Below are 22,096 nucleotides of genomic sequence, written 5' to 3'. Positions count from 1 at the left end.
GGGGGAAAGTCGATGTCAGAGGGCGCTATGACGTGGCCGGACAGTGTCATCGGTTCACTGGACGGGACCGGTGTACCACGACCTCCGCTGGCGAGCGTCCCAGGATTGCCGCCGGTGCTCGGCGGACCGGAGGTCACGGTCGTCAAGGTCGACCCCGACATGCTCCGTGCGATGTCCGGTTCGCTCGGCGCCATCGCCCGTGAGGTCGAGGCGCTCGGCGGTCGGCGGAGCTTCGACGATGCGGGCCGGGCCGTCGAGGGGTCCGACACCGCCGCTGCGTGCCGGGACGCCGGCGACATCCTCGCGTCCGCGCTCGGAGTCGCAGCCAGTCGCATCGACGAGATGGCGTTCATCGCGGGCGACGGGGCCGAGAACTACGACGTCGTCGACACGACGTTCGCTTCGCAGCTGTCGGCGATGGGAGAGCTGTGATTCCGCGTAGGTCGCAACTGCACGTCTGGAACCCACGGGACCTGACGTTGGCGGGCGAGGAAATCGGTCGGACCGCCGAAGACACGCGAAGCCGGGCCGAGGACGTCTATCGGGTCGTTGCGGATCTGGGCCTCCACGACGACTGGCGCGGTCCGTCGCAGGCCGCCGCCGAGCAGCGGGCGAACACCGAGCGGACGGAATTCCGTCGGCTCGCAGACGATCTGGAAGATCTGTCGACTGCGCTGGTGGGAGGGGCCGATCGCCTCGGTCATGCGCGAGACTACGTCGCCACCGTCATCGACAAGGCGGCGACCGACGGATTCACCGTCTCCGACGACTGGCAGATCGTCAGTCAGCCGACGACGGTGAGTGACGCTGAAGCCGCCGAGCACGCCGACTTGATGGAGTACTGGCGCAGCCAGCTCGATGGTGCGCTGACGGAACTCGACAATGCCGATCGGGACATGGCGACGGCGATCCGGGACGCGCTCGGGGCCGTCGCGGCGAGCGCTCCAGCGTCGGCGGGCCTGTCGGGGCACGAGGGCACCTCGCTGGGCGAGCAGGTCGCGCGAGGCGGTGCCGACATTCCGCAGGACGTCCGTGACCGCGTTGCCCGGGAGATCGCGGCCGCGGGGCTGACCCCCGAGCAAGTGAAGACGCTGGCCGACGGCGGCAAGGTCACCGACGTTCCGCAGGGAACGATGGACTTCCTCCAGCAGTTCTACACGGCGGCCGGCAAGGACGGCTTCCTCGCGCTGTCCGAGCAGTACAGCGAGAACGGGCGCACGGAGGCCGCGAGTGCGCTGTCCAACGGGCTCGCCGTCGTGTCGAACTACAACGTCGGCAGTGCGGCCGGTGACGTCGGCGGCCGGAGCCACATCCCGGAAAGTCTTCGTGGGCTGTTCGAGGGACCGGTGACGTCGACCGGCAACCTCTCGAAGGGTGCGAACGACTCCCCGCAGCAGTCGATGGTCGTTAACAACGGCCACGACCTGGCGCGATTCACCAAGGCGTTCGGACTCGCAGACCCTGCTGTCCAGCAGGGCAGTGAGCTGAGCGAGAATCTCCTGTCCCGTGCCGGCGAGATCGCGTCGGCCACCAACGACAAGAGTCTGCTGATCGGAGACTCCTTCGACCACAACGTTCTGCGCCGCGACGGCGTCGACACACTCCTGCAAGACATGGTCGGGGTCGGTGGCCGCGACCATGCCGCCGTCCACAACATCCTGTCCGGTGAAGGCATGCCGACCGGTTACAACCGCGACGACGTCGTCATGCCTCTGCTCCAGCGCGATTGGGCCGAGGGCGGCGAACAGAACGTCGCCGGGATGTTCGACTGGATCGCCGACGACGCCAGGCCCTCCGATCCGTCGGACCCCGGAGAGCTCTACCGGTCGCAACAAGCAGGCGAATCGGCCTTCGGGCTGGCACAGATCCTCGCGGCCAAAGACGCCGAACTGCTCGACATCCCCGGGATGAAAGGCCAGGCCATCGGCGAGGTGAACCCCGAAATCACCAAGGCTCTTGGCACATCACTCGCACCCTACATCGGCAATATGGTGGGGGTGCCCGGAGACTTCGCAGGCACATACGGCTTCGCCAGCCCGACCGGCGGAGAGTTCGGGCTCGAAAATGCGCCCCGCCTGTTTTCGGTGATCGACTCCAACGCCGACGCGGCGGGCTACTTCAACGCACAGGCATTCGGAATGTCGGCTCAGCTCGAGCAAGCGTGGGCGTTGGAAGGTCGCACTCTGCAGATGCCGCACTACGAGTACGGTTCTTGGGCAGGCAGTATTCAAGGTGTGGTCGACAAGGGTTTCGATCTCGAATTCGCGGACCGCGCAGGGGACGAATCATCGAATAACACAGCCGGTTTCGAGAGCAAGGGTATCGCATACGACACGATCAGAACTGTGGTCAGCAAGGGTGTTGAATTCATCCCTGGTGCCGGGCCGATAATTTCGAGCGGAATCGATCTCGCTGATCCGGCTTTCAAGAGTGCGGTCATGGGTGCTGTGCCCGACGGGACAGTCCAGCCGAACACGCAGTTCGCAGAGGATTCGCTACTTGCAAAGCAGTACTATCAGATTGCACTCGGTCTTCAAGCGGCGAATGGCGGCTCGCTTGACCCCTATATCGGTCTCGAGGACTTTCGGGATGGTGTGAACGGCCCCCTGCTGCCGTATGACGAGATTGTCTCTGACCGTCCTAGTTTTACAACCCCGCTGCTTTCTTCGTGCTTGGCCGGATACATCACCGAAGCGGGCTTCACCGGAGTTGGTGAGTTTGTCGACGCAATGAACGCAGGACGTGAGCAAGTGCAGGGCATGGAGTTCGGGCGATGAGGGCTCAGTTGGCGACCGTCTGTGCTGCTGCAGTGGTCTTATCGGTTACTGCCTGTGGGACCGATGACGCGACAACGCCGATCGATCCCACAGTAAGCGTTGTCAAGGAATACAGCGTTCCCGAGAACGTCGACTACAACGTTCGATGGTCGGCGGATCCAGGAATCGACCTATTGAGCAGGCCTGCGGTGGCGGTCCGGGCGTATATGGAGTCGTATTATCTCGCGATTCATGGGCATGCACTGGCGGCAGGCTACCCAGGTTTCGCCGACGCGACGTCGCAGCAGCGCGACCGGGTCGACTTCGACTATTGGAACGGTTCGGACCTGGAACGACTCGTCGGTACACAGTTCGAGCACGTGCTGGCGCTGGCACCGACCGAGGACGGGTGGGCCGCCACGGTGTGTTCGGGCAACTACGCCGTAATGGCCGAGAAGGAGGGTCGATTCTTCAATCTGACGGGCCCGTCCCCGCAGGCCGAAACAGTGAGGATCGTGGCGCCTGAGCAGACGCTGTCGGTCGGTTCTGAGTCGCTTGCTGCGGAGGGCGCAGAGCGTGCTCCGTCAGCGGATGTATTCGCTGGTTGGAAGATCGCCGAGCACGAGCAGGCCGCGCGCGACCAGAACGCATATGCCGAGTGCGACTCGCGCATGCCCGATATCAGGGATGCGCGTCCGCAGAAGGCGAACCTCCCACACGACGCTCCGTATCCGACGCTTGCTCCGTATCCGGGCTGGCCGCGGTACGACGAGAACTGATGCGCCTTTCAGCGGCCGGCGGAAGGGCGCTGTCGCCGCAGTCGTCGCGCGGTCATATCCTCGACGGAGTCTCCGTGTTCGTGGAGGCGCGAGCGAATGATCGGACGGTTTGTGGTGGACAGCAAATGTGACGTCGTCTATGCGGACGACCTCGGGGTCGGCGAGAAGTTCGAGCTCGGCTCGTACACGGTGACCGAGGAGGAGGTACTCGAGTTCGCGGGGCAGTGGGATCCGCAGTCGTTCCACACCGACCGTGAATCCGCAGATGAGGGCTATTTCGGTGGGCTGATCGCGAGTGGTGTGCACACGATCGCGGTGTGCCAGCGGCTGTCGGCGACCACTCTCTACGCACGCTGGAGCGTCATCGCCGGGAGCCGGATGCGTGACGTCAACTTCCTGCGGCCGGTGCGGCCGGGGGACGTGCTGACCGGGAACCTGGTGATCGAGGACGTGAAGCGGGACGATCGTGGACGGGCGTTGGTGACCGTCGCGGCGGAGATTCTCAACGGGTCGGGCAAGCAGGTGCTGACGTCGGTGACCGAGATGTACGTGCGCTGCCGCCCCGAAACCGACTGATCGTCGAATTTTCTGGACGAAACACCCTCGTCGAGGATTGTTCTCCGGGTTTCTGGGTATCGAACCCTGGGAGGCCATGAAACCAACGGAGGCAATCATGAGAATGGGTAGGAGGATGGCCGCGGTTGCAGTGTTCGCGGCTTCGATCGGATTGGGAGCGTCCGGCGTCGCCTGGGGCGGCAGTCTCGACTCGGCGGTGCCGGTACGCAGGCCGGATGTTATTCAGCCGATGCCGCCCGGGTTCCCGCAGAACGGTCCGGTCGGATGCGACGACTGGGCGGAACCGTACGAGAACAACGTCCCGGCGTGGGGCACCGATCCGTACAACCAGTTCGACAACTGGTGCGACGGCCCCGACGACGGTCTTTCTGCGCAGCAGCCGCCGGTCAATGACGACCAAGGCCGGACGGTCAATCCCTGATTCGGCGGTGATCGTTCACACGAGGCAGTGAGCCGTCGTGTAGCTCGGTCGTGAAATTCTGGCTACAGCCGTACCGGTGCGCGCGTGCGGCGGCCCCGAGGACGGACCGCCGCGTCCGGTCACGTACAGCGGTGACGAGAGCGGGGGCGGCTCGCCGAACGAGCCGTAACCGATCGACCCGAATCAGCACGCCCGGGAATCTCCGTTCCGGGCGCGCTGATTCAGCTGCCGGAGGGTGGCTCGTGCAGACCGAAGGCGGACCCCTGGTCGTCGTGGCACAGCTTGAATCGCCCGAATTTCGCCGCCGACTCCGGATCCTCGCCGAGATCCACCGCGTCGATGGTGCCGCCGAGTGCCAGCACGTGCTCGACCGCGGCGTCGAGGTCCGGCACCCGGAAGAAGACGTAGGGGCCGGCGCCCTCGTCGCCGCCGTGGATCCCGCCCGGCACGTTCGGGGTGGTGATCGAATAGCCCGATCCGCCGGGTCCGGATTCGAATTCCCAGCCGAACAACGCCGAGTAGAACTTTCGGCCCTGCTCCGTGTTGGCCACACCCAGTTCGAAGAACGACAGTTCGCCCGACATGAGCACTCCTCCGTCGACAGTGTTTACGTGACGCTACGCCGACCTGCCGACACGTAGAAGCCTTGCGCGTTAGATCGATAGTGCTCTAACCTTGGAGCGAATTCGATTCAAGGGGGATTTGTGGAGTTGACCGAACGTCAGACCGACCGGGCCGCAGGCGTATTGATCGCCACCGCTGCGGGTGACGCCCTCGGCGCGGGATACGAGTTCACCGTCCCGGCTGCCGATGCGGTGATCGACATGGTCGGGGGCGGCATGTTCGACTGGGCGCCGGGGGAGTGGACCGACGACACGTCGATGGCCGTCGCCATCGCGGAGGTGGCAGCGTCCGGAATGGACATCGGCCGGGGTGACGGACTGGATGCCGTTGCTGCACAGTTCGTTCGGTGGATCGATTCCAACCCGCCCGACGTCGGCAATCAGACGCGCGCCGTGCTGTCGGCCCGCGACGGCTCGGCCGCGGCCATGCAGCGGCGGGCACGCAGCATCACCGGGAGGAAGGGTGGCAACGGTTCGCTGATGCGGACCGCCCCGGTCGCGCTGGCATATCTCGACGACGCCGACGCGTGCGCCGAGGCCGCGTACCAGATCGGCGCCCTCACCCACGACGATCAGCGCGCCGGAGAGGCGTGCCGGATGTGGTCACATGCGATCCGGCACGCGGTGCTGTTCGGGACGTTCGACGGGGTGCGGGGATACCTGCAGGTGGCGCCGGCCGAGGTCGGCGAGTACTGGGGACCGCTGCTCGACCAGGCCGAACGCAGAACACCCGCCGACTTCCCGAAGAACGGCTGGGTGGTTCACGCCCTGCAAACGGCGTGGTGGGCGATCAGCGGTGCCGACGGATCGGGGCCGCATCACCTTCGGCTGGCCCTCGAGCGGGCCGTCCGGGCGGGCAACGACACCGACACCACCGCGGCGATCGCGGGTGGGTTGCTCGGTGCCCGGTGGGGTGCGTCGGCGGTCCCGGACCGGTGGCGCCGGATCCTGCACGGCTGGCCGGGATACTCCGCGGACGACCTCGAGCGGCTGGCGATGGCTGCCGTGCGGAAGGGTGAACCGGCCGACCGGCGCTGAGCATGAACGCGATTCGTACGTGAGCGGCACGGTGTGCCGGGGAGCGCGGCGCCACTCACGTACGGGAGAACTGGGTCAGGCCGCCAACTCGTCGGCGATCTCGATATCGATTTCCTGTTCGGTCATTCCGCCGAAGAGATGGTTGGTAAACATGTCAGCTCGGTTCTCGTCGTGTGTGGTTGTTCCCGGCACGATCGGAGCGACTTGTCCGATCTATGGTGTGTATCGCCGCCGGCGGCGCTGCCGTTTCACATCCCACAGGTGAGTGGCAAAGTGTCCTCGGACGCGCATTCCCGCTCACGTAGCGCTTAGGCTCATCTCGACCGATCGTGTCCCGGAACAGGAGATGAGTCGAGATGCCCGCAACCTTCGTTCTGCTGCCCGGCGCCGGCTCCGACTCGTGGTACTGGCACCGCGTCGCACCGATCCTGGAGGGGAGCGGGCACTCGGTGATCGCCGTCGACCTCCCGTACGGGGACGACGACGCGGGCCAGTACGAGTTCGCCGACGTCGTCGTCGATGCGGTCGAGGACGTCGAGGGGGCGATCGTGCTGGTCGCGCAGTCCATGTCCGCGTTCACCGCGGCGATCGTCTGTCAGCGCGGCGAGGTCGACGTCGACCTGCTGGTGCTGGTCGCACCGATGCTGCCCGCGCCGGGGGAAGCACCCGGGCGGTGGTGGGAGACCACCGGTCAACCGGAGGCGAAGCGGGCGTTCGACCTATCGGAGGGCCGCGACCCGGACGCACCCGACGACCTGCGGGCGCTGTTCTTCCACGACGTGCCCGACGAGGTCACCGAGGAGGCGTTCAGCCACGACGAGCCGGTCATGTCGGACACCCCGTTCGGGACGGTGTGGCAGGCGGAGGCGTGGCCGTTCGTGAAGACGCGGGTCGTCGCAGGTAGCCGTGATCGGCTGTTCCCGCTCGACTTCATGCAGCGGATCGTCCGGGAGCGGCTGGGCATCGTGCCGGAGGTCATCGACGCGGGCCATCTCGCGGCACTCGCGCGCCCGGGCGAACTTGCTGCCATGCTGGAGCGCTACGCGTCCGAACTGTAGGCCAGGTGAGTGGCAAAGCGTGCTGGAGGACGCGATGCCGCTCACGTGGGCACACCGGGAAACGAGAAGGAGAAACACTAGATGGCGTTGTCGGTATCAGGCGAGTTCGAGATCGAGGCGAGCCCCGAACAGGTCATGGCCGCGCTGGTGGACGTCGAACGCATCCCCGAGTGGTCGGCAGTGCACAAGAAGGTGGTCGTCGAATCCCGGTTCGACGACGGACGCCCCCGCGCCGTGCGGATGACGCTCGCCGTTCTCGGCGTCTCGGACACTCAGCTCGCCGAGCACAAGTGGATCGGCGACGAGCACATGTCGTGGACGCTCCTCGAGAGCGAGAAGCAGAAATGCCAGGAAGGGGAGTACCGACTGATCCCCACCCCGCGCGGGACGTCGGTTCAGCTCACGATGGCGGTCGAGCCGAAGGTGTGGGTGCCGAAGTCCGTGCTGCGTCAGGGGCAGAAGCAGGCCGTGCGCCTGATCCGAAAGGGGTTCACCCAGTTCGTTCTCGAGAACTACGTCTGAGTTGGTGTCCGCGCATCACGCGCGGACACCAATTCAGACGCTCTCTACGCGAACAACGTCTCGAAGGCCTCGTTGACTCGGTCGCGATCGAACGATGTCGGATCGAGTTGCTGACCGGGGCGAAGGCCGAGCCATTCCCGGATCTCGGCGTGTTCCTCGTGATGCGGGTCTGCGCTGGCCTCGATCTTGTTCGCCCAGCCCCACGGTCCGCCGGAATCTTCAAAGGGCGCCATGTTGCGGCCATCGAGGCAGAGCGCGGCAGGGGAGTCGGGGGCGGGGTCGTCGACCGACTCGACCTCGATGTGATGGATCCAGTCGTCACCGAAGTCGTACAGGTAGGTGAGACGGTCGCCGACCGAGCTGAGCAACAAACCGACCGCGACCTCCTCCTCCGGGACGGCAGTACCCACGACGTCGCGGTGCGCGATGTCTTCGGCGGGGATGAATACTTTGCCGCCCGAGTACGCGGGTCCGACGGAGAACTCGTGGAGATGAGAGTCTTCCCACCCGAACGCGGACTGGATGATGTCATGGAGAGCGGCGAGCGGAAGTGCGGCATCGAGCCGAATGCGACGCCAGACAGGAATGTGTGTGCCTTCCAGTGAGATCCGCAAGGTGATGTCTGAATCCAACGCTTCGGACTCGGCGTACTCGATTTCTGAACTCACGAGTTGGACGGCACGAAGGACGGCAGGCCGGAGCGCGGCAGGAACCCGGTATGCGTCATCCATGGTCAGCCACTGCTGTTCCACCAGCGTGTCCAACCGGTCGTGGACGAACGCGTCCATGAACGATTGCTCGTCGTCGAACCGCTCGCCGTCCGAGGCGGCGACAGACGGCTCAGATGTCATCCCGGCCAAGATCACCTGAGTGACGACCATATTGGTCAGATGGTTGGGGTCGAGTGGATCACGTTGCGCCGATACGAGTTGCCTGCGGACGTATTCGGTGACAGCTGCACGGATCAGCGGCAGCGCGGGGGTCGTGCGGTCGGTGATCAGCTCCGCGTTCGGTCCGGGGACCGCCCGCGTGGAGTTGACGGTGATGAGACCGATCTCTTCCGCGGTTTCCCAATACTCCAACATTTCGGGTACGTCGCGCATCGAGCGGATCTTCCGCGCACGCGGAAATCCCTCCGAGTCGACGGCGAGATCGATACCCAGTGCCTGAGCGAGATCGGGAAGCGAGACAGGTTTGGGCACCTTGGTGGAGGTGACGGGCACACCCGCGCCGACCCACTCGACGAGTGCGGCGAGGGTCGTGATCACCGGGAGCGAGACGAGTGCGCGAACTTCGTCTTCTTCATTCACGGCGGGAAGCGCGATGTCTTCCGGAAGGAGGATGGGTGATTGCGGCTCGAGGAACTGTACGAGGTCCTCGATGCAATGGATGAGGTTCTCCTCGGTCCCGGTCCACAGACGGTTTTCGTCGAGATAGTTGAGGAAAGTCAGTGCCGAGGCGACGATCGCCATTGCGACGTCCTCCACGTCCTCGGAAGGCTCTGCGGCCACTTCATCGGCGACATCGAGCAGGACATGAGCGTCCGCGGGGAGCCAGCCGGTGGCGCGGAAACCGCGGCGGCCGCGTGCGAGATTTGTGAGTGTCGACTCGACGAGGTGCGGGAAGAGATCCGCGTCCACGGGGAAATCGCGCGTGCGTAGCCACTGAACGAAGTCGTCGATGAGCGCCGGGTCGACGGCGGGAGTGGGAAACATCGGCACAACAGTGGAGCGGTTCCTTCGTTGGCGTGCCTGCTGTTTTGCCGCACGTTTCTGGCCCGGATTCTTACCCCGCTTCGATCCCATGGCGGGATGATATCGCGGCCGGATCCGAGTTTGATCGGACGGCCGGGCGGCGCGAGCCGAGCGGCGTTAGGCTGACCAGCGGCCGAGAATGTGAGTGAGGACCAGATGACGGTCGAGCAGAGCAGCCCCACCACACTTCGACGACTGTCGGCGCGGTTGGCCCTGATTCGCGACGACACCGACGACGACAAGTTGTCGGCCGGCTTCCTCCTCGTCGCCACGATCCTCGCGTTGGTGTGGGCCAACATCGGTGATTCGTACGAGTCGTTCTGGCACACCCCGGTGACCATTCAGATCGGCGACTACAGCATCGGCCTCGACCTGAAGCACTGGGTCAACGACGGGTTGATGACGCTGTTCTTCTTCGTCGTCGGGCTGGAGGTGAAACGTGAGCTGACGATCGGCGAGCTCACCGACCGCGCCCGCGCCGCCGTGCCGCTGCTCGCCGCGATCGCGGGGCTCGCCTTGCCCGCGGTTCTGTTCCTGCTCCTCAACCCCACCGGGGACGAGGCCAGTGCGTGGGGCGTCGTCGTCTCCACCGACACCGCGTTCGTGCTCGGCGCACTCGCCCTCGTCGGACCCCGGTGCCCCGCCCGGCTGCGCGTGTTCATCCTGACCCTGGCCGTCGCCGACGACATCGGCGCCCTCGCCATCATCGCCTTCTTCTACACCGACAACCTGCGGCTCGGACCGCTGCTCCTCGGGTGCGTCGGGCTGCTGCTGATCGTCCAGTTGCGCAAGCTCGAGGTGTGGCGCGGCGTCGCCTACTTCGTCGTCGCGGCGGGCACCTGGGTCGCGTTCTACGAGTCCGGCGTCCACCCGACCCTGGTCGGCGTGCTGATCGCGCTGATCCTGCCGGTGTATCCGCCGCGGCGCAGCGAGGTGGAGCGGGCAGGTGAGCTCACGCGGGCGTTCCGGCAGTCACCGAATTCCGACTACGCCCGCGCCGCCCAGCTCGGGGTGCTGCGTGCAGTGTCCGTCAACGAGCGGCTCCTGCGCTTCTACCAGCCCTACACCGCGTTCCTCGTCGTCCCGATCTTCGCGCTCGCCAACGCCGGCGTGGTCATCACGGGACAGACGCTCGCGGACGCGGCCCGGTCTCCGCTGGCGTGGGGCATCGTGCTCGGCCTGGTGGTCGGCAAACTCGTCGGCATCACCGTCGCCACCGCGCTGTTCTCGAAGCTGCGGCCAGGAAGCCTGCCACCCGGGCTGAGTCTGTCGCAGATCGCCGGTGGCAGCGCGCTGGCCGGCATCGGTTTCACGATCTCGCTGTTCATCGTCGACCTGGCCATCGACTCGCCCGAACTCGCCAACGACGCCCGGGTCGGCGTCCTGACGGCGGCCGTCATCGCCACCGTCCTCGGGTGGGCCCTGTTCCGGATCTCGGACTGGGTGCACCCGCAGACGGAGGTCGTCGGACTCACCCTGCTCCGGCCCGTCGATCCCCGCCGCGATCACGTGCGCGGGCCGGTGGATGCGCCGCTCACCCTCGTCGAGTACGGCGACTTCGAATGCCCGTTCTGCAGCAAGGCCACCGGCAGCATCCGGGACGTGCGAGCGCAGTTCGGGGACGAACTCCGCTACGTCTTCCGGCATCTCCCGCTCGACGCCGTCCATCCGCACGCCCGGTTCGCCGCCCAGGCGAGCGAGGCGGCGGCCGCCCAGGGGCGATTCTGGGAGATGCACGACCACCTGTTCGCCAACAGCGACGCCCTCGCCGAGGACGAGATCTTCGGTTACGCCGCCGAGTTGGGGCTCGACATGGACCGGTTCGAGGAAGACATCCGCAAAGGCACGTACAGCCACCGCATCGACGACGACGAGCTCGACGCCGAGTCGAGCGATTTCCGGGGGACCCCCACGTTCTACCTCGGTGCGACGGGCACCGACCTCACCCGGCACACCGGACCGTACGACGCCGCGACCCTCATCCGGCAGCTCGAAGAGGCTCGCGGCGCCGACGGCGCACCCTGATCAGCGCTGCCGGTGCCGCACCGCCTCGATCGCGTCCGGGGTGACGGCGTCGACGTCGTCGGCGAAGTCGTCGTGCTTCTCGAGGTAGCGGGCGACGAACGGGCAGATCGGCACGATCCGCTTGCCACCGCCGACGGTCTCCGTCAGCGCGCGGCGGATCAGCGTGCTGGCCAGGCCGCGGCCCGCGAACTGCTCGCCGATCTCGGTGTGGAAGAAGATCCGCTGATTCTCGCGGTCCAGGTACTCGGTGAACCCGGCCAGCTCGTCGTCGACACGGATTTCGAAGCGGTGATGTTCGGGCGCATCCCGGACGTCGGGTGTGGGAGCGTCTTTCGTGTCGTCTGTCATGAACCCACTATGCCGCGCGACGAACCGGGTGTTCCCGGCGGCCACGGTGTTGGATGATCGAGGGGGAGTTCAGCGATCCGAGAAGGGACGCGCCCATGACCGACTACGGCAGGACCCCGCAGTTCGGGGTGTTCGTCACCCCCACGATGGAGTTGCTGAACAACACGTTCGAACTCGCCGCGCTCGCCGACGACACCGGACTCGACCTGATCGGCGTCCAGGATCACCCGTACCAGGCGAAATTCCTCGACTGCTGGTCGCTGATGGGCATGCTGCTGGCGCGGACCGAACGGGTGCGGGTGTTTCCCGACGTCGCGTGCCTGCCGCTTCGCCCGCCTGCGGTGATGGCGAAGGCCGCGGCCAGCCTCGACGTGATGTCGGGGGGCCGGTTCGAACTGGCGTTGGGTGCGGGCGCGTTCTGGGAGGCGATCGGGGCGATGGGTGGTGACGTCCGCACGCCCGGGCAGGCCGCGACCGCGTTGGAGGAGGCCGTTCAGGTCATCCGCCTTATGTGGTCGGGTGAGCGGGCCGTCCGATCGGAGGGCACCCACTACCGCCTCGACGGCGTGCATCCCGGGCCGGTCCCGGTGCATCCGATGGGGATCTGGCTCGGCGTCGGCGGCCCACGGATGCTGCGTGCGCTGGGACGCTCCGCCGACGGGTGGGTGCCGTCGAGTTCCTACTTCCCGCCGGAGGTCCTGCCGGGCATGCACGCGAAGATCGACGCGGGCGCGGCGGACGCCGGCCGCGATCCGGGTTCGATCGTCCGCGTCTACAACGTGTTCGGCCGGGTCAGCGACACTCGATCGGACACGCTGTTCCACGGCACCACCGAGCAGTGGGTCAGCCAACTGACGGACCTCGTGGTGGAGACCGGCATGGACACATTCGTGTTCGGCACCGACGGCGACGACCTCGACCAGATCAGGAAGTTTGCAACCGGCGTCGCACCCGCGGTCCGGGCTGCGGTGGAGGCCCGCCGCGGCTCCTGACGGGTGCGCGCGCCCGACTCGACGACCGCAGCCCGATCAGGTCAGTTGCCGTCCTTGTCTTTGTCCTTGGTCTTGCCGTTCCCATTCCCGTTGTTGCCGTTGTTGTTTCCCGGACCCGTCTTCGGGGCGTTGGTCGGCGGGGCCGGTGCGACGGGTTTGACGTCGACGGTGCTGCTCGGGGGAGGCACGGGCACCGGCGGCGGAGCGACGGCGGTGGTGGTGCTTGTGCCGGGACCGACGGTGCCGTCCTGATTCTGCGACGCGATGGCCAGCGCCGCCACGGCAGCGGCCACCAGCAGTGCGACGACGGCGGCGATGATCACGCCGGTCCGCCGTGATCGCCGAGGCTGGGGTGCCGGCGGGGGAACGGATGTGGTGTGTGTGAATGCCCTCGTCGGGGGACCGGGCGTTCCGAGGACTGCGGCCCGCATCGACTGGGTGTCGGCGGGCCGCTGCCGTGGATCGCGGGACATCGCCCGTTCGATCGTGTGCACGAGGTTCGGGTCGGCGTCCGGACGCACCGCGTGGAGGGGTCGGGCCGCCCCGTCGGTGATGGCCCGGGCGAGCGACAGGATGTTGTCGCCGGTGAACGGACGGTGCCCGGCGAGGGCCTCGTAGCCGACGACGCCGACAGCGTAGAGGTCGTCGGCGGTGGTGGCGGGTGTGCCGAGGATGCGATCCGGACTGAGATAGGCCACGGTGCCCAGCACCTGTCCCGTCGCGGTGTGGTCGGACGCCGCGCTCTTCGCGATGCCGAAGTCGGCGACCTTCACCGTGCCCGTCTCGGTGAACAGGACGTTTCCCGGTTTGATGTCGCGGTGCAGGATCCCGGCTCCGTGAGCGGCGCCGACGGCGGCGAGCACGTCGGCGATTATCGACCGCACCCGCGCGTCGGGTAGGGGTCCGGCGGCGATCTCGTCGGCGAGGGTCCGCCCGGGCAGGCGTTCCATCACGATGTACGCCACTCCGGCGTCCTCACCGCAGTCGTGGACCGCGACCACGTTCGGGTGGTTCAACGTGGCGGCCAGCCGGGCCTCGGCCTCGAACCGCCGGCGGGTGTCGGGGACGGACGCGAGTTCGGGACGCAGCACCTTGACCGCGACCGGGCGCTCGAGGCGCAGGTCCCACCCGTCGTGGACGTCGGCCATCCCGCCTCGGCCCAGCACTCCCCGCAGCTGGTACCGACCTGCGAGAAGTGCGGACACAGACATGCGTTCACGCTATCGTCACCACTTGTGCCGGACACTCCTGCCTCCCGCCTACCATGACGCCATGACCGCTTCGGGTAAACGCCGACACCTGTCCGTCGTACCTGACGTGCCGGTGATCGTCCGGCCGTCCGAACGGCGGGGTCGCCGCCGCGTCGCGGGCTACCACCTGCGCATCGAACTCGACGACGTGTCGCCGCCGATCTGGCGCCAGTTCGTGGTGCCGTCGAACCTGCGGCTGCACGAACTGCACCCGATCGTGCAGACGATCATGGGCTGGCAGGACAGCCACCTGCATTCGTGGGTCGGCGGTGAGCCGCCCGCGTCGGAGCGTTACGACATGCGCGAGAGCATCGACGAGGGTTTCGCCGACGAGGACGACGAGTTGTGCGAAGACGCTGTGCGGCTCGATCAGGTTCTGGCCGAACCGGGGGAGCAGCTGTCGTATCTGTACGACTTCGGCGACGGCTGGGAGCACACGATCGTGCTCGAACGGATCGACGCCGACGACTCGGAGCCGAGCGTCGCCTGCCTCGCCGGCGCCCGCGCGTGCCCGCCCGAGGATTGCGGCGGACCGGGCGGATACGACGACCTGCTGAAGGTCCTGGCGACGCCGTCGCACCCCGGTCATCACGACGCCGGGGCGTGGGTCGGGCCGGGCTTCGCACCCGAATCGTTCGGCGTCGACACCGTGAACCGTGGCCTGCGGCTCGAAGCCGTCATTCGTGACCACCCGCCGGTGTCGGATTCGAAGTTCGCCGCACTGCTGCGCCGGATCCCCCATCAAGCTGCCCCGCAAGTCTTTTCGCTTCTCGAGCGTGCCCACCTCACCGACCGGCTGGGCGACATCCACGAGACGCAGGAAGCGGCGACGTTCCACCTGCGGTGGTTCCTGAACCGCATCGGTCCCGACGGCATCACTCTGACCCAGGCGGGCTACCTGCCACCGGCCGTGGTGGCGGAGATGCGACAGGAACTACCGGGCTTCGACGACTGGCCCGCCAGCAGCAACCGCGAGTCGGATCAGCGGCCGGTCCACCTGCTCCGGGAATACGCCAAGACCCTCGGACTGGTGCGCAAGTACAAGGGCAAACTGATTCGCACCAATCTCGGCTCCGCGACGGCGAGCGATGCGCGTCGGCTGTGGAGACACCTTCTCGAGCGGCTGCCACTGGCGGACGAGCCCATCGAGCGGGAGGCCGGATACCTCGTGCTCCTCACCCTCGCGGCCGGCACCACGTCGGACGAACGCCGGGACGTGATCGCCGAAGGACTCGCCGCCCTCGGCTGGCGGACGAGCGACGGGACCATCGTCGGCCGAGAGGAGCTCTTCTGGATCGCCCGCCCCACGATCTCGTTCCTCGAACTCACCGGCGCAATGGTCGAGGGCTGGGTCCAGCGCGACCAGCCGATGGACCCAGTCTGGGGTCGCCACTTCGCTCAGATGGTGCTGTCGATGTAGGTGGGCGATCGGCACGCGTGAGCCGAACATGCAGCGGGACATCCGCATTCGACTCCCTCGATGGTCACAGCTGCTCTCGCGGTGAGTCGGTTGCGTGAACGACACGAATCGGCGTTGAACGATTTCGCGCCACACGTGTCGGAACCATCTGCTTTGATACGACGCAGGGGGAGGCTCCCGAAGATCCCCGGTTCGGTCGCGAGTAAGGGAAGGTGATGACGATGGTCGATTCCACCGAGTTGCCCGAGGTTTCGTGGGCGGGGATGGTCGAGTGGTTGACAGGCTCGCTGGTCGATCAACCGGTCGCGCTCATCGTCGAGATCGGCCCGAACAGTTACGTCAGTGAAGACGACGACCAAGAAGTCGTCTGCGCGCAGATTCAGGTGCTGGCCGACGGTGTGTTGATGCTTCGTCGATCACGCGTCGAACTCGGGCACCTGCTACTTGCCGACTATTCCACCGAGAACCTGCCACTCGACATCTGGCAGTTCGACGACCACTTCGAAGACTGTACCGACGGCTATCTCTTCAGCCGCGACGTAAACCTGATCGCGAACACGTGCGTGGCGTGGTTCCGGGACAATTGGGGCACCCGTTCCACCAGTGAACTCGGATGCTCGTATCGGTTCCCCGACGAATTGCTTCCGCCGACCGACGGCACCGATGTATTCTGAAACCTTCGCTTCGCGCGGAGTCACCATCGGAGGCGGCATGCCTACCCACCACCCCTCACGTACTTACCGCGGTTGCGCGCTCTGCTCTCCGCGCAAGCGGCGCGGCGTCGGTGTCGCAGCCCGCGAGACCATCCCGACGCTTCGCAAGCTCGGCAAGTCACGCAGACTCAACCGCCGCGACCTCGGCGATCACGCCGACGACCTGTGGGAACGCAACGAACGGTGACCGTGGCCCGGTCCGGGAACTCCGCAGATTCCGGGGTTCCTGGACGGATGGGTCGGGCACACTGGTCTCATGAGTACTCCGCCGCGTCGCCGGTGGGTGCTGCATGTCGATCTCGACCAGTTCATCGCCGCAGTCGAGGTGCTGCGCCACCCTGAGCTGCGGGGACGTCCGGTCGTCGTAGGCGGTCGTGGGGATCCCACGGAGCGTGCGGTGGTGTCGACGGCGTCGTACGAGGCGCGGGAATTCGGTGTGGGGTCCGGGATGCCGATGCGGATCGCGGCCCGGAAGATTCCCGACGCCGTGTTCCTGCCCGTCGATGCCGACGCATACATGGAGGTGTCGGGTGTCGTGATGGACACCCTGCGGAAGCTGGATGTCGTCGTCGAGGTGATGGGCTGGGACGAGGCGTTTCTCGGTGCCGAGACCGATGATCCGGAGGCCTTCGCGCGAACCATTCACGACGCCGTCCTCGAAGCGACCGGGCTGCACTGCTCGGTCGGCATCGGCGACAACAAGTTACGTGCCAAGATCGCGACGGACTTCGGCAAACCGCAGGGCATCTACCGGCTCACCGAGGAGAACTGGTTCGCCGTCATGGGGGAGCGCCCTACCGACGCGCTGTGGGGGATCGGCAGGAAGACCTCGAAAAAGCTTGCCGCGCTCGGCATCAACACCGTGCAGGAACTGGCCGACGCCTCGGATCAGGAATTGGCTGCGACCCTCGGTCCGAACATGGGTCCGTGGTACGCCAGGATCGGACGAGGAATCGACCTCTCCCCGGTGTCCGCGGAACCGTGGGTCGCGCGGTCGCACAGCCGGGAGACGACGTTTCAGCAGAACCTCGCCGGGCGGGAGGCCTTCACCGAGGAGATCCGACGCCTCGCCGCCCGGGTCCGGGAGGACATCCTCGCGGAGAACCGCAAGGCGGTGCGAGTGGCGTTGAAGGTGCGCTACGCCCCGTTCGACACCCACACGACAAGCAAGCCACTGCCCGAGCCGACGTTCGATCCGGACGTGATCGCCGACGCGGCAGCAGCATTGGTCGATCGGCTCGACCACGAGCGGGAAGTCCGGCTCCTCGGCGTGCGGTTGGAGATGACACCACCCACGTGAGTGGCAAAGCGTGCCCGAGGACGCTTTGCCGCTCACGTGTCAGCGGCGGGCGAAGACTGCGGGTTCGCTGTCGGGAACCTGGGCGACGAGGTTGCGGGCGACGAGGTGCCGAAGGTGAGCCGCGGCCTCGGACAGCGCCATGCCCTTGCCCATGGGGGAGATGTCGGCCCACGGCTTGTACCACTTCATCCGCTCGGCGACTTGCCACACGGTGATCTGGTCGTCGCCGAAAGCCTTGTGTAGGTGGTCGAGTCGCTCTTCGTGGTGTTCGATCAGTTCGCCGGCACGGCCCGCGACGTCGTCGATGGGGATGCCGTGCGCGCCGAGACCCCGGGTGATGTTCATGGTTTGGACGCGGCGCAGCGAGTTCATGAACTCAGCGAGGGCGTCGCGTTCCTCGAGCGGATAGACGAAGTTGCCGACGTGCGGTGTCGTCTTCTGCAGGACGTGGTCGCCGGTGAACATCACGTCGGCGTCTTCCAGGTAGAAGCAGATGTGGCCGGGGGTGTGGCCCGGGGTGTAGACGGCGCGCAGGCCGCGACCGGTGAGCGCGATGAGTTCGTCGTCGACGAGGACACGGTCGGGGGCCGAATCGGGACCGGTCGGCGGTTTCCCTGCTGCGGACTTCTCGAACGCCTCGAGGTCCGCCGGGGCGGCGCCGGCCCGCGTCATATTGGCCTTCTGGTACTCCAGCCACTCCGGGCCGTGCCCGGTCGACATGTGCTCGAACATTTCGTGGTCGGATTCGTGCATCGCGATCCACGCGCCGGACGCCTCCCGCACACGCCCGCACAGACCCGTGTGGTCCGGGTGGAAGTGGGTGAGGACGACGCCCTCCACATCTTTGACTGAGTGCCCGATGGCCTCGAGCCCAGAGGTGAGGCCGGCCCAGGCGTTGTCGTCGTCCCAGCCGGCGTCGACGAGGATCAGCCCGCCGGGGGATTCCATCGCGTATACGAGTGTGTGACCAAGGGGATTGTCGGTGATCGGGACCGGAATCTGGAAGATCCCATCACCGATGGGCGCAGCGTCGCTCATGTGCATACCTCGTTGCCTAGGTGAACAAATTAGTTCTACTTACCTTCATACTGACCTTTCGACGCGGATTGCGATACCGCGGGTCCCGATTAGCGGTACGGCACAGGCTGTGAACTGGGGTTTTCGGCGAAGTTGTCGGCTCGGAGATCGGAAGACCCGCTGGAAGCGGGACGCTGTGGAATGCTCCACTCGGACCAGCTTTCACATGCTCGCGTTGCGACAGGAGACTGCTTTGACCACAAACCTCGTTCGATCACGCCGCCGGTGGTACACGACCGGAATGTGTGGACTCGCCGTAGTCGGCGCCTCGGGGATGATCGCGCCCAGCGTGGCGGTTGCCGCGCCGGCCGCCCTGCCTGCCGGCTGCGTGCAGGGCGCCGGAACCCAGGTGACCTGCACATTCACCTCTACCGGCAGTGCGCAGTCGTTCACGGTTCCCGAAGGCATTACCAGCTTGGCGGTGACGGCAACGGGCGGACGTGGTGGAAACGGTGGTCAGATCCTCGGCGGCGCCGCGGCAGTCGCAACCGGGCGGTTGACCGTCGCCGCAGGTGACGCGCTGTACATCCAGGTCGGCGGGAACGGCGATGACGACACCGGGCTGGCCGGATACAACGGCGGCGGAGCCGGTGGCGCCGGTGCCGGTGGTGGAGGCGGGGCCTCCGACGTTCGCACCGGTTCGGGCGAGCTAGCGGATCGCCAGATCGTCGCGGCAGGCGGCGGCGGTGCGGGCGACACCTACATCGGTGGCGTAGGGAACCTGACCCCGACCGGCCCCGACGGCCAAGCGGGCGGCGGCGGAGGGGGCGGCGGCGGTGCGACCGGCGCCACTGGTGGTGTCGGAGGCAACGGGGGCAGCGACCCCCATGGTTCGCCGGGTGAAGCGGGCGTCGGTGGCGCCGCTGCAGGTGCGAGCGGTGGCGGTGGCGGCGGCTGGTTCGGTGGCGGAGGCGGCGCCGTTAACTACGGTGGCGGCGGTGGCGGCGGTGGCTCGTCCTACGCACCCGGCGGGACCTTCGCCGCCGCTGCGGCAGACGTGGCACCCACTGTGATCATCACCTACGGGCAGGATTCAGGAACCGGGTCACTCGGGAACCTGTTCGGCAGCAGCTGATCTCGACTCCTGTATTGGAGACGTGGTAGATCGCAGCTGACTCAACGACATCGGCGGCAGCCCGGAACTCTCGTCCCGGCTGCCGCCGATTCTCGTGTCGTCAGACTGCAGCGACCGCCGCGGTGGAGTCGGCGGATTCGTAGATAGCTTCGATGCGGCGCCGAGTCTCGTCCGGGTCGGACTTCATTGCCAGGACGAGTTCGGAAATGACGAGCTGCATCGCATGCTCGAGCTGCCGCTTCTCGCCGGCCGACAGGGGCTTTTCCTGTGAACGGGTCATCAGATCGCGGATGACTTCGCTCACCGTGAAGATTCCGCCCACGGTCAGCTTTTCCTGATTGGCCTTGAACCGACGAGACCAGTTGGACGGGTCGTCGACCGTCGGCCCGCGCAAGATGTCGAAGACTCGACCGACTTCATCGTTGTTGATCGCGTTCCGAACGCCGATGGCCTCGGCTTTCGCGACCGGGATCTCGATGGACAGCCCGTTCTGAGCGACTTCGAATTGCACGTAATCAGTGGGTAGATCCTTGAACATCCGGGTCGTGAGCTTTGTGACCGTCACGGACCCATGGTGCGGGTACAGGAAAATATCACCGATATTGAGATTCATTGATTACCTACCCTTCGCGTACATTATGACACACGCTGCCATGTTGACAACGGATGCCTGGGTGTGAACGATCGACCCGTGGGGTTCTCCTACCGATAACAAAGGCCGTTGATGACCAGACTCGAAGTGTTCCCCGTGCCGTCTGACCTGCCCGTTGGCCCGTTGGGGCTACGGGAGCGGCGACGTGAACAGACGAACGTGGAGATCAGTGAGACCGCCCTCACACTGTTTGAGCGCAAGAGTGTCGAGGCCACAACCGTCGGGGAGATCGCGCAAGCAGCGGGCGTGTCTCAGCGCACGTTCTTCCGATACTTCGCCACCAAGGAAGAGGCCGCGCTCCGGGACCACTGGGCCTTCGAGGCGGTCGTGGCATCACGGCTCGACCAACTCGACTCGGCCCTCTCCCCGAGGCTCGCATTGGAGACGTCCTTCGCGGACGCATTGGTCATGTACGCGGACAGTTCGTCGACGCCCTGCCGGCGATTGCTGCGGGTGAACAGGCTCATCAAGAAGGAACCGGCTCTGCGTGCTGTGCTGGCGCGTGAGAGTGTGCGACGGACCTCGGTCCTGGTCGACGTAGTGTCGACGAGATTCGACTGCTCCGACCTGCAGATTCGACTGGCAGTCGATGTGTCGGTCGCCGTCCTCCGTGCGGCGTTGGAGACGTGGGTGGATCGATCCTCCACCGACGAGACAGCGAGCCTCCCCGAGATCTATTCCTCGGCAAGGGGACTCGCGCGCGCGTGATCGGACGTGTCCCGCCGGCTCTGACTCAACCCGCGAGGAAGCTGAATCGGACGTGCCGCACCGGGTTGTCGACATTGGTGTCGACGAGGCACACGGACTGCCAGGTGCCCGTCGCGAGCGCGCCGTCGAAGACGGGCACGGACGCGTAGGGCGGAAGGAATGCCGGCAGCACGTGGTCGCGGCCGTGTCCGTGGCTGCCGTGGCGGTGCCGCCACCGGTCGTCGCGGGGAAGCAGTTCATCGATCGCACGCAGCAGGTCGTCGTCGCTCCCGGCTCCGGTCTCGATGACGACAAGTCCTGCCGTGGCGTGCGGCACCCAGACATGCAGCAGGCCATCGCCGGCGCCGGCCGACGCGAGGAACTTCTCGATCTCACGGGTCAGGTCGTGCACCATCGGCTCAGCGCCGGTGCGCACCTCGATCTCGGTACTGAACATGGTTCCGACGTTAGCGCGCGGGTGCGTGACATTCGAGCGAAACGTCTGCGGCGTCCGCAGACGTCACGGCGGTGTCAGTCGCTGGTCTGCGCCGGTGGCTGCATGGCTACCCGACTGCTGCATCCGCTATGTGACCTAGTGCAGGCCAAAGCCTCCCACCGCGCCGACCCGATCGGCGAGCCGGTTCGCTCCTTCCGCTGCCTGTCCGACCATCCGGCGACCTTGACCCGCAACGACATCCGCCACGCCCCCGACCTGCCCACCATTCCCCTCGCCGCCGCGTAGCCACAACGAAACAAGCCACGGTGACATCGAACGTAACGGTTCCCGGACCTCCCACGTTCGTGCTCACGTTGCAGGTGACCGGCGGGTGGCGTTCCACCCAACAGCCGAACGGTTCCGCATTCGGTCGTGAGTGCGGGGCCGTGCGGCCTTGTCGCGTTGGTGGGCGGCCTCTCGTTCCGCAACCGCGTAGAAGTCCATCGAGCCGTCACCGAGGAGGCCGAGAACCACGACCGCGGCCAGCACGGCCGCGGCGATGCTGAGCACCGTCATGCCGATCACCCACTTTCG

The 22,096-nt window shown here is 66.4% G+C and carries 26 protein-coding genes; 17 read left to right on the top strand and 9 right to left on the bottom strand.

Annotated elements, in window-relative coordinates; all coding sequences use genetic code 11:
• Positions 1-27 precede the first annotated feature (27 nt).
• Positions 28-432 carry a hypothetical protein gene (locus tag CA951_RS17095; protein WP_087557967.1) on the top strand — a complete coding sequence of 135 codons (405 nt, stop codon included), beginning with the start codon at positions 28-30 and terminating at the stop codon, positions 430-432.
• On the opposite strand, the gene CA951_RS44290 is transcribed toward CA951_RS17095, so the two are convergent.
• Entirely contained in the window at positions 375-1,082 is a 708-nt protein-coding gene (locus CA951_RS44290; protein ID WP_256973860.1) for a hypothetical protein, read from the bottom strand. The genes CA951_RS17095 and CA951_RS44290 overlap by 58 nt on opposite strands.
• On the opposite strand from CA951_RS44290, the gene CA951_RS17090 reads away from it, so the two are divergent.
• The 4 genes from CA951_RS17090 (at position 1,083) to CA951_RS17075 (ending at position 4,532) form a co-directional block, all read left to right on the top strand.
• Positions 1,083-2,777 (top strand): hypothetical protein, encoded by a 1,695-nt coding sequence (locus tag CA951_RS17090; protein WP_256973859.1) that lies wholly within the window; start codon positions 1,083-1,085, stop codon positions 2,775-2,777.
• Between the two features lie 8 nt (positions 2,778-2,785).
• Positions 2,786-3,535, top strand: a complete 750-nt coding sequence (locus CA951_RS17085) for a hypothetical protein (RefSeq protein ID WP_306300850.1) — start codon at positions 2,786-2,788, stop codon at positions 3,533-3,535.
• Positions 3,536-3,631: 96 nt separating this feature from the next.
• Complete coding sequence (locus CA951_RS17080) at positions 3,632-4,111, top strand: MaoC/PaaZ C-terminal domain-containing protein (RefSeq protein WP_087557964.1); 480 nt, start codon at positions 3,632-3,634, stop codon at positions 4,109-4,111.
• A gap of 97 nt (positions 4,112-4,208) precedes the next feature.
• Entirely contained in the window at positions 4,209-4,532 is a 324-nt protein-coding gene (locus tag CA951_RS17075) for a hypothetical protein (protein WP_087558093.1), read from the top strand.
• Positions 4,533-4,753: 221 nt separating this feature from the next.
• Here the strand turns inward: CA951_RS17075 and CA951_RS17070 are convergent, their stop codons facing one another.
• Entirely contained in the window at positions 4,754-5,116 is a 363-nt protein-coding gene (locus CA951_RS17070) for a VOC family protein (protein ID WP_087557963.1), read from the bottom strand.
• Between the two features lie 120 nt (positions 5,117-5,236).
• On the opposite strand from CA951_RS17070, the gene CA951_RS17065 reads away from it, so the two are divergent.
• The 3 genes from CA951_RS17065 (at position 5,237) to CA951_RS17050 (ending at position 7,773) form a co-directional block, all read left to right on the top strand.
• Positions 5,237-6,193, top strand: a complete 957-nt coding sequence (locus CA951_RS17065; RefSeq protein WP_087557962.1) for an ADP-ribosylglycohydrolase family protein — start codon at positions 5,237-5,239, stop codon at positions 6,191-6,193.
• A 356-nt stretch (positions 6,194-6,549) separates the two neighbouring features.
• On the top strand, positions 6,550-7,251 hold the full coding sequence (locus CA951_RS17055; RefSeq protein WP_087557960.1) for an alpha/beta fold hydrolase: 702 nt from the start codon (positions 6,550-6,552) through the stop codon (positions 7,249-7,251).
• Positions 7,252-7,332: 81 nt separating this feature from the next.
• Positions 7,333-7,773: an SRPBCC family protein gene (locus tag CA951_RS17050; RefSeq protein WP_087557959.1), complete on the top strand. Its 441-nt coding sequence runs from the start codon at positions 7,333-7,335 to the stop codon at positions 7,771-7,773.
• A 44-nt stretch (positions 7,774-7,817) separates the two neighbouring features.
• On the opposite strand, the gene CA951_RS17045 is transcribed toward CA951_RS17050, so the two are convergent.
• Complete coding sequence (locus tag CA951_RS17045; RefSeq protein ID WP_256973857.1) at positions 7,818-9,488, bottom strand: plasmid pRiA4b ORF-3 family protein; 1,671 nt, start codon at positions 9,486-9,488, stop codon at positions 7,818-7,820.
• Positions 9,489-9,683: 195 nt separating this feature from the next.
• On the opposite strand from CA951_RS17045, the gene nhaA reads away from it, so the two are divergent.
• Positions 9,684-11,552, top strand: coding sequence for a Na+/H+ antiporter NhaA (gene nhaA, locus CA951_RS17040; protein ID WP_087558092.1), 1,869 nt, complete (start codon positions 9,684-9,686; stop codon positions 11,550-11,552).
• Here the strand turns inward: nhaA and CA951_RS17035 are convergent, their stop codons facing one another.
• Positions 11,553-11,900, bottom strand: a complete 348-nt coding sequence (locus CA951_RS17035; RefSeq protein WP_087558091.1) for a GNAT family N-acetyltransferase — start codon at positions 11,898-11,900, stop codon at positions 11,553-11,555.
• 95 nt (positions 11,901-11,995) lie between these two features.
• Here CA951_RS17035 and CA951_RS17030 point away from each other — a divergent pair, with 95 nt between their 5' ends.
• Complete coding sequence (locus CA951_RS17030; protein ID WP_087558090.1) at positions 11,996-12,892, top strand: LLM class flavin-dependent oxidoreductase; 897 nt, start codon at positions 11,996-11,998, stop codon at positions 12,890-12,892.
• A 41-nt stretch (positions 12,893-12,933) separates the two neighbouring features.
• Here CA951_RS17030 and CA951_RS17025 read toward each other — a convergent pair whose 3' ends face one another.
• Positions 12,934-14,103, bottom strand: coding sequence for a serine/threonine-protein kinase (locus CA951_RS17025; RefSeq protein ID WP_087557957.1), 1,170 nt, complete (start codon positions 14,101-14,103; stop codon positions 12,934-12,936).
• 61 nt (positions 14,104-14,164) lie between these two features.
• Between CA951_RS17025 and CA951_RS17020 the strand changes: the two genes are divergently transcribed.
• The 4 genes from CA951_RS17020 (at position 14,165) to CA951_RS17005 (ending at position 17,575) form a co-directional block, all read left to right on the top strand.
• Positions 14,165-15,562 (top strand): plasmid pRiA4b ORF-3 family protein, encoded by a 1,398-nt coding sequence (locus CA951_RS17020; RefSeq protein WP_087557956.1) that lies wholly within the window; start codon positions 14,165-14,167, stop codon positions 15,560-15,562.
• 221 nt (positions 15,563-15,783) lie between these two features.
• Positions 15,784-16,236, top strand: a complete 453-nt coding sequence (locus CA951_RS17015) for a hypothetical protein (protein ID WP_087558089.1) — start codon at positions 15,784-15,786, stop codon at positions 16,234-16,236.
• Between the two features lie 37 nt (positions 16,237-16,273).
• Positions 16,274-16,462, top strand: a complete 189-nt coding sequence (locus CA951_RS17010) for a hypothetical protein (RefSeq protein WP_087557955.1) — start codon at positions 16,274-16,276, stop codon at positions 16,460-16,462.
• 69 nt (positions 16,463-16,531) lie between these two features.
• Entirely contained in the window at positions 16,532-17,575 is a 1,044-nt protein-coding gene (locus tag CA951_RS17005) for a DNA polymerase IV (RefSeq protein ID WP_087557954.1), read from the top strand.
• A 39-nt stretch (positions 17,576-17,614) separates the two neighbouring features.
• Here CA951_RS17005 and CA951_RS17000 read toward each other — a convergent pair whose 3' ends face one another.
• The gene (locus CA951_RS17000; RefSeq protein WP_087557953.1) at positions 17,615-18,613 is read right to left on the bottom strand and encodes an MBL fold metallo-hydrolase; all 999 of its coding nucleotides are present in this window, start codon (positions 18,611-18,613) and stop codon (positions 17,615-17,617) included.
• Between the two features lie 232 nt (positions 18,614-18,845).
• Here CA951_RS17000 and CA951_RS16995 point away from each other — a divergent pair, with 232 nt between their 5' ends.
• Positions 18,846-19,727 carry a glycine-rich protein gene (locus CA951_RS16995; protein ID WP_256973854.1) on the top strand — a complete coding sequence of 294 codons (882 nt, stop codon included), beginning with the start codon at positions 18,846-18,848 and terminating at the stop codon, positions 19,725-19,727.
• A gap of 100 nt (positions 19,728-19,827) precedes the next feature.
• On the opposite strand, the gene CA951_RS16990 is transcribed toward CA951_RS16995, so the two are convergent.
• The gene (locus tag CA951_RS16990; protein WP_087557951.1) at positions 19,828-20,340 is read right to left on the bottom strand and encodes a CarD family transcriptional regulator; all 513 of its coding nucleotides are present in this window, start codon (positions 20,338-20,340) and stop codon (positions 19,828-19,830) included.
• Between the two features lie 111 nt (positions 20,341-20,451).
• Between CA951_RS16990 and CA951_RS16985 the strand changes: the two genes are divergently transcribed.
• Positions 20,452-21,087, top strand: coding sequence for a TetR family transcriptional regulator (locus CA951_RS16985; protein WP_087557950.1), 636 nt, complete (start codon positions 20,452-20,454; stop codon positions 21,085-21,087).
• A gap of 25 nt (positions 21,088-21,112) precedes the next feature.
• Here the strand turns inward: CA951_RS16985 and CA951_RS16980 are convergent, their stop codons facing one another.
• Positions 21,113-21,523: a secondary thiamine-phosphate synthase enzyme YjbQ gene (locus tag CA951_RS16980; protein ID WP_087557949.1), complete on the bottom strand. Its 411-nt coding sequence runs from the start codon at positions 21,521-21,523 to the stop codon at positions 21,113-21,115.
• Between the two features lie 102 nt (positions 21,524-21,625).
• Between CA951_RS16980 and CA951_RS42835 the strand changes: the two genes are divergently transcribed.
• Positions 21,626-21,808 carry a hypothetical protein gene (locus tag CA951_RS42835; RefSeq protein ID WP_143543066.1) on the top strand — a complete coding sequence of 61 codons (183 nt, stop codon included), beginning with the start codon at positions 21,626-21,628 and terminating at the stop codon, positions 21,806-21,808.
• Between the two features lie 63 nt (positions 21,809-21,871).
• Here CA951_RS42835 and CA951_RS16975 read toward each other — a convergent pair whose 3' ends face one another.
• Entirely contained in the window at positions 21,872-22,078 is a 207-nt protein-coding gene (locus tag CA951_RS16975; protein ID WP_143543065.1) for a hypothetical protein, read from the bottom strand.
• Between the last annotated feature and the right edge of the window lie 18 nt (positions 22,079-22,096).

Source organism: Rhodococcus sp. NCIMB 12038, from assembly GCF_002165735.1.
Lineage (GTDB): Bacteria > Actinomycetota > Actinomycetes > Mycobacteriales > Mycobacteriaceae > Rhodococcus_F.
The sequence above is the reverse complement of the archived record's forward strand: the minus strand, read 5'-3'. Positions and strand labels throughout refer to the sequence as shown.

Excerpts from the sequence above, each read along its gene's own strand:
- CA951_RS17095 (WP_087557967.1), top strand. The coding sequence starts at position 28 with ATGACGTGGCCGGACAGTGTCATCGGTTCACTGGACGGGACCGGTGTA.
- CA951_RS17080 (WP_087557964.1), top strand. The coding sequence starts at position 3,632 with ATGATCGGACGGTTTGTGGTGGACAGCAAATGTGACGTCGTCTATGCG.
- CA951_RS17075 (WP_087558093.1), top strand. The coding sequence starts at position 4,209 with ATGAGAATGGGTAGGAGGATGGCCGCGGTTGCAGTGTTCGCGGCTTCG.
- CA951_RS17070 (WP_087557963.1), bottom strand. The coding sequence starts at position 5,116 with ATGTCGGGCGAACTGTCGTTCTTCGAACTGGGTGTGGCCAACACGGAG.
- CA951_RS17055 (WP_087557960.1), top strand. The coding sequence starts at position 6,550 with ATGCCCGCAACCTTCGTTCTGCTGCCCGGCGCCGGCTCCGACTCGTGG.
- CA951_RS17050 (WP_087557959.1), top strand. The coding sequence starts at position 7,333 with ATGGCGTTGTCGGTATCAGGCGAGTTCGAGATCGAGGCGAGCCCCGAA.
- CA951_RS17045 (WP_256973857.1), bottom strand. The coding sequence starts at position 9,488 with ATGTTTCCCACTCCCGCCGTCGACCCGGCGCTCATCGACGACTTCGTT.
- nhaA (WP_087558092.1), top strand. The coding sequence starts at position 9,684 with ATGACGGTCGAGCAGAGCAGCCCCACCACACTTCGACGACTGTCGGCG.
- CA951_RS17035 (WP_087558091.1), bottom strand. The coding sequence starts at position 11,900 with ATGACAGACGACACGAAAGACGCTCCCACACCCGACGTCCGGGATGCG.
- CA951_RS17030 (WP_087558090.1), top strand. The coding sequence starts at position 11,996 with ATGACCGACTACGGCAGGACCCCGCAGTTCGGGGTGTTCGTCACCCCC.
- CA951_RS17025 (WP_087557957.1), bottom strand. The coding sequence starts at position 14,103 with ATGTCTGTGTCCGCACTTCTCGCAGGTCGGTACCAGCTGCGGGGAGTG.
- CA951_RS17020 (WP_087557956.1), top strand. The coding sequence starts at position 14,165 with ATGACCGCTTCGGGTAAACGCCGACACCTGTCCGTCGTACCTGACGTG.
- CA951_RS17015 (WP_087558089.1), top strand. The coding sequence starts at position 15,784 with ATGGTCGATTCCACCGAGTTGCCCGAGGTTTCGTGGGCGGGGATGGTC.
- CA951_RS17010 (WP_087557955.1), top strand. The coding sequence starts at position 16,274 with ATGCCTACCCACCACCCCTCACGTACTTACCGCGGTTGCGCGCTCTGC.
- CA951_RS17005 (WP_087557954.1), top strand. The coding sequence starts at position 16,532 with ATGAGTACTCCGCCGCGTCGCCGGTGGGTGCTGCATGTCGATCTCGAC.
- CA951_RS17000 (WP_087557953.1), bottom strand. The coding sequence starts at position 18,613 with ATGAGCGACGCTGCGCCCATCGGTGATGGGATCTTCCAGATTCCGGTC.
- CA951_RS16990 (WP_087557951.1), bottom strand. The coding sequence starts at position 20,340 with ATGAATCTCAATATCGGTGATATTTTCCTGTACCCGCACCATGGGTCC.
- CA951_RS16985 (WP_087557950.1), top strand. The coding sequence starts at position 20,452 with ATGACCAGACTCGAAGTGTTCCCCGTGCCGTCTGACCTGCCCGTTGGC.
- CA951_RS16980 (WP_087557949.1), bottom strand. The coding sequence starts at position 21,523 with ATGTTCAGTACCGAGATCGAGGTGCGCACCGGCGCTGAGCCGATGGTG.
- CA951_RS42835 (WP_143543066.1), top strand. The coding sequence starts at position 21,626 with ATGGCTACCCGACTGCTGCATCCGCTATGTGACCTAGTGCAGGCCAAA.
- CA951_RS16975 (WP_143543065.1), bottom strand. The coding sequence starts at position 22,078 with ATGACGGTGCTCAGCATCGCCGCGGCCGTGCTGGCCGCGGTCGTGGTT.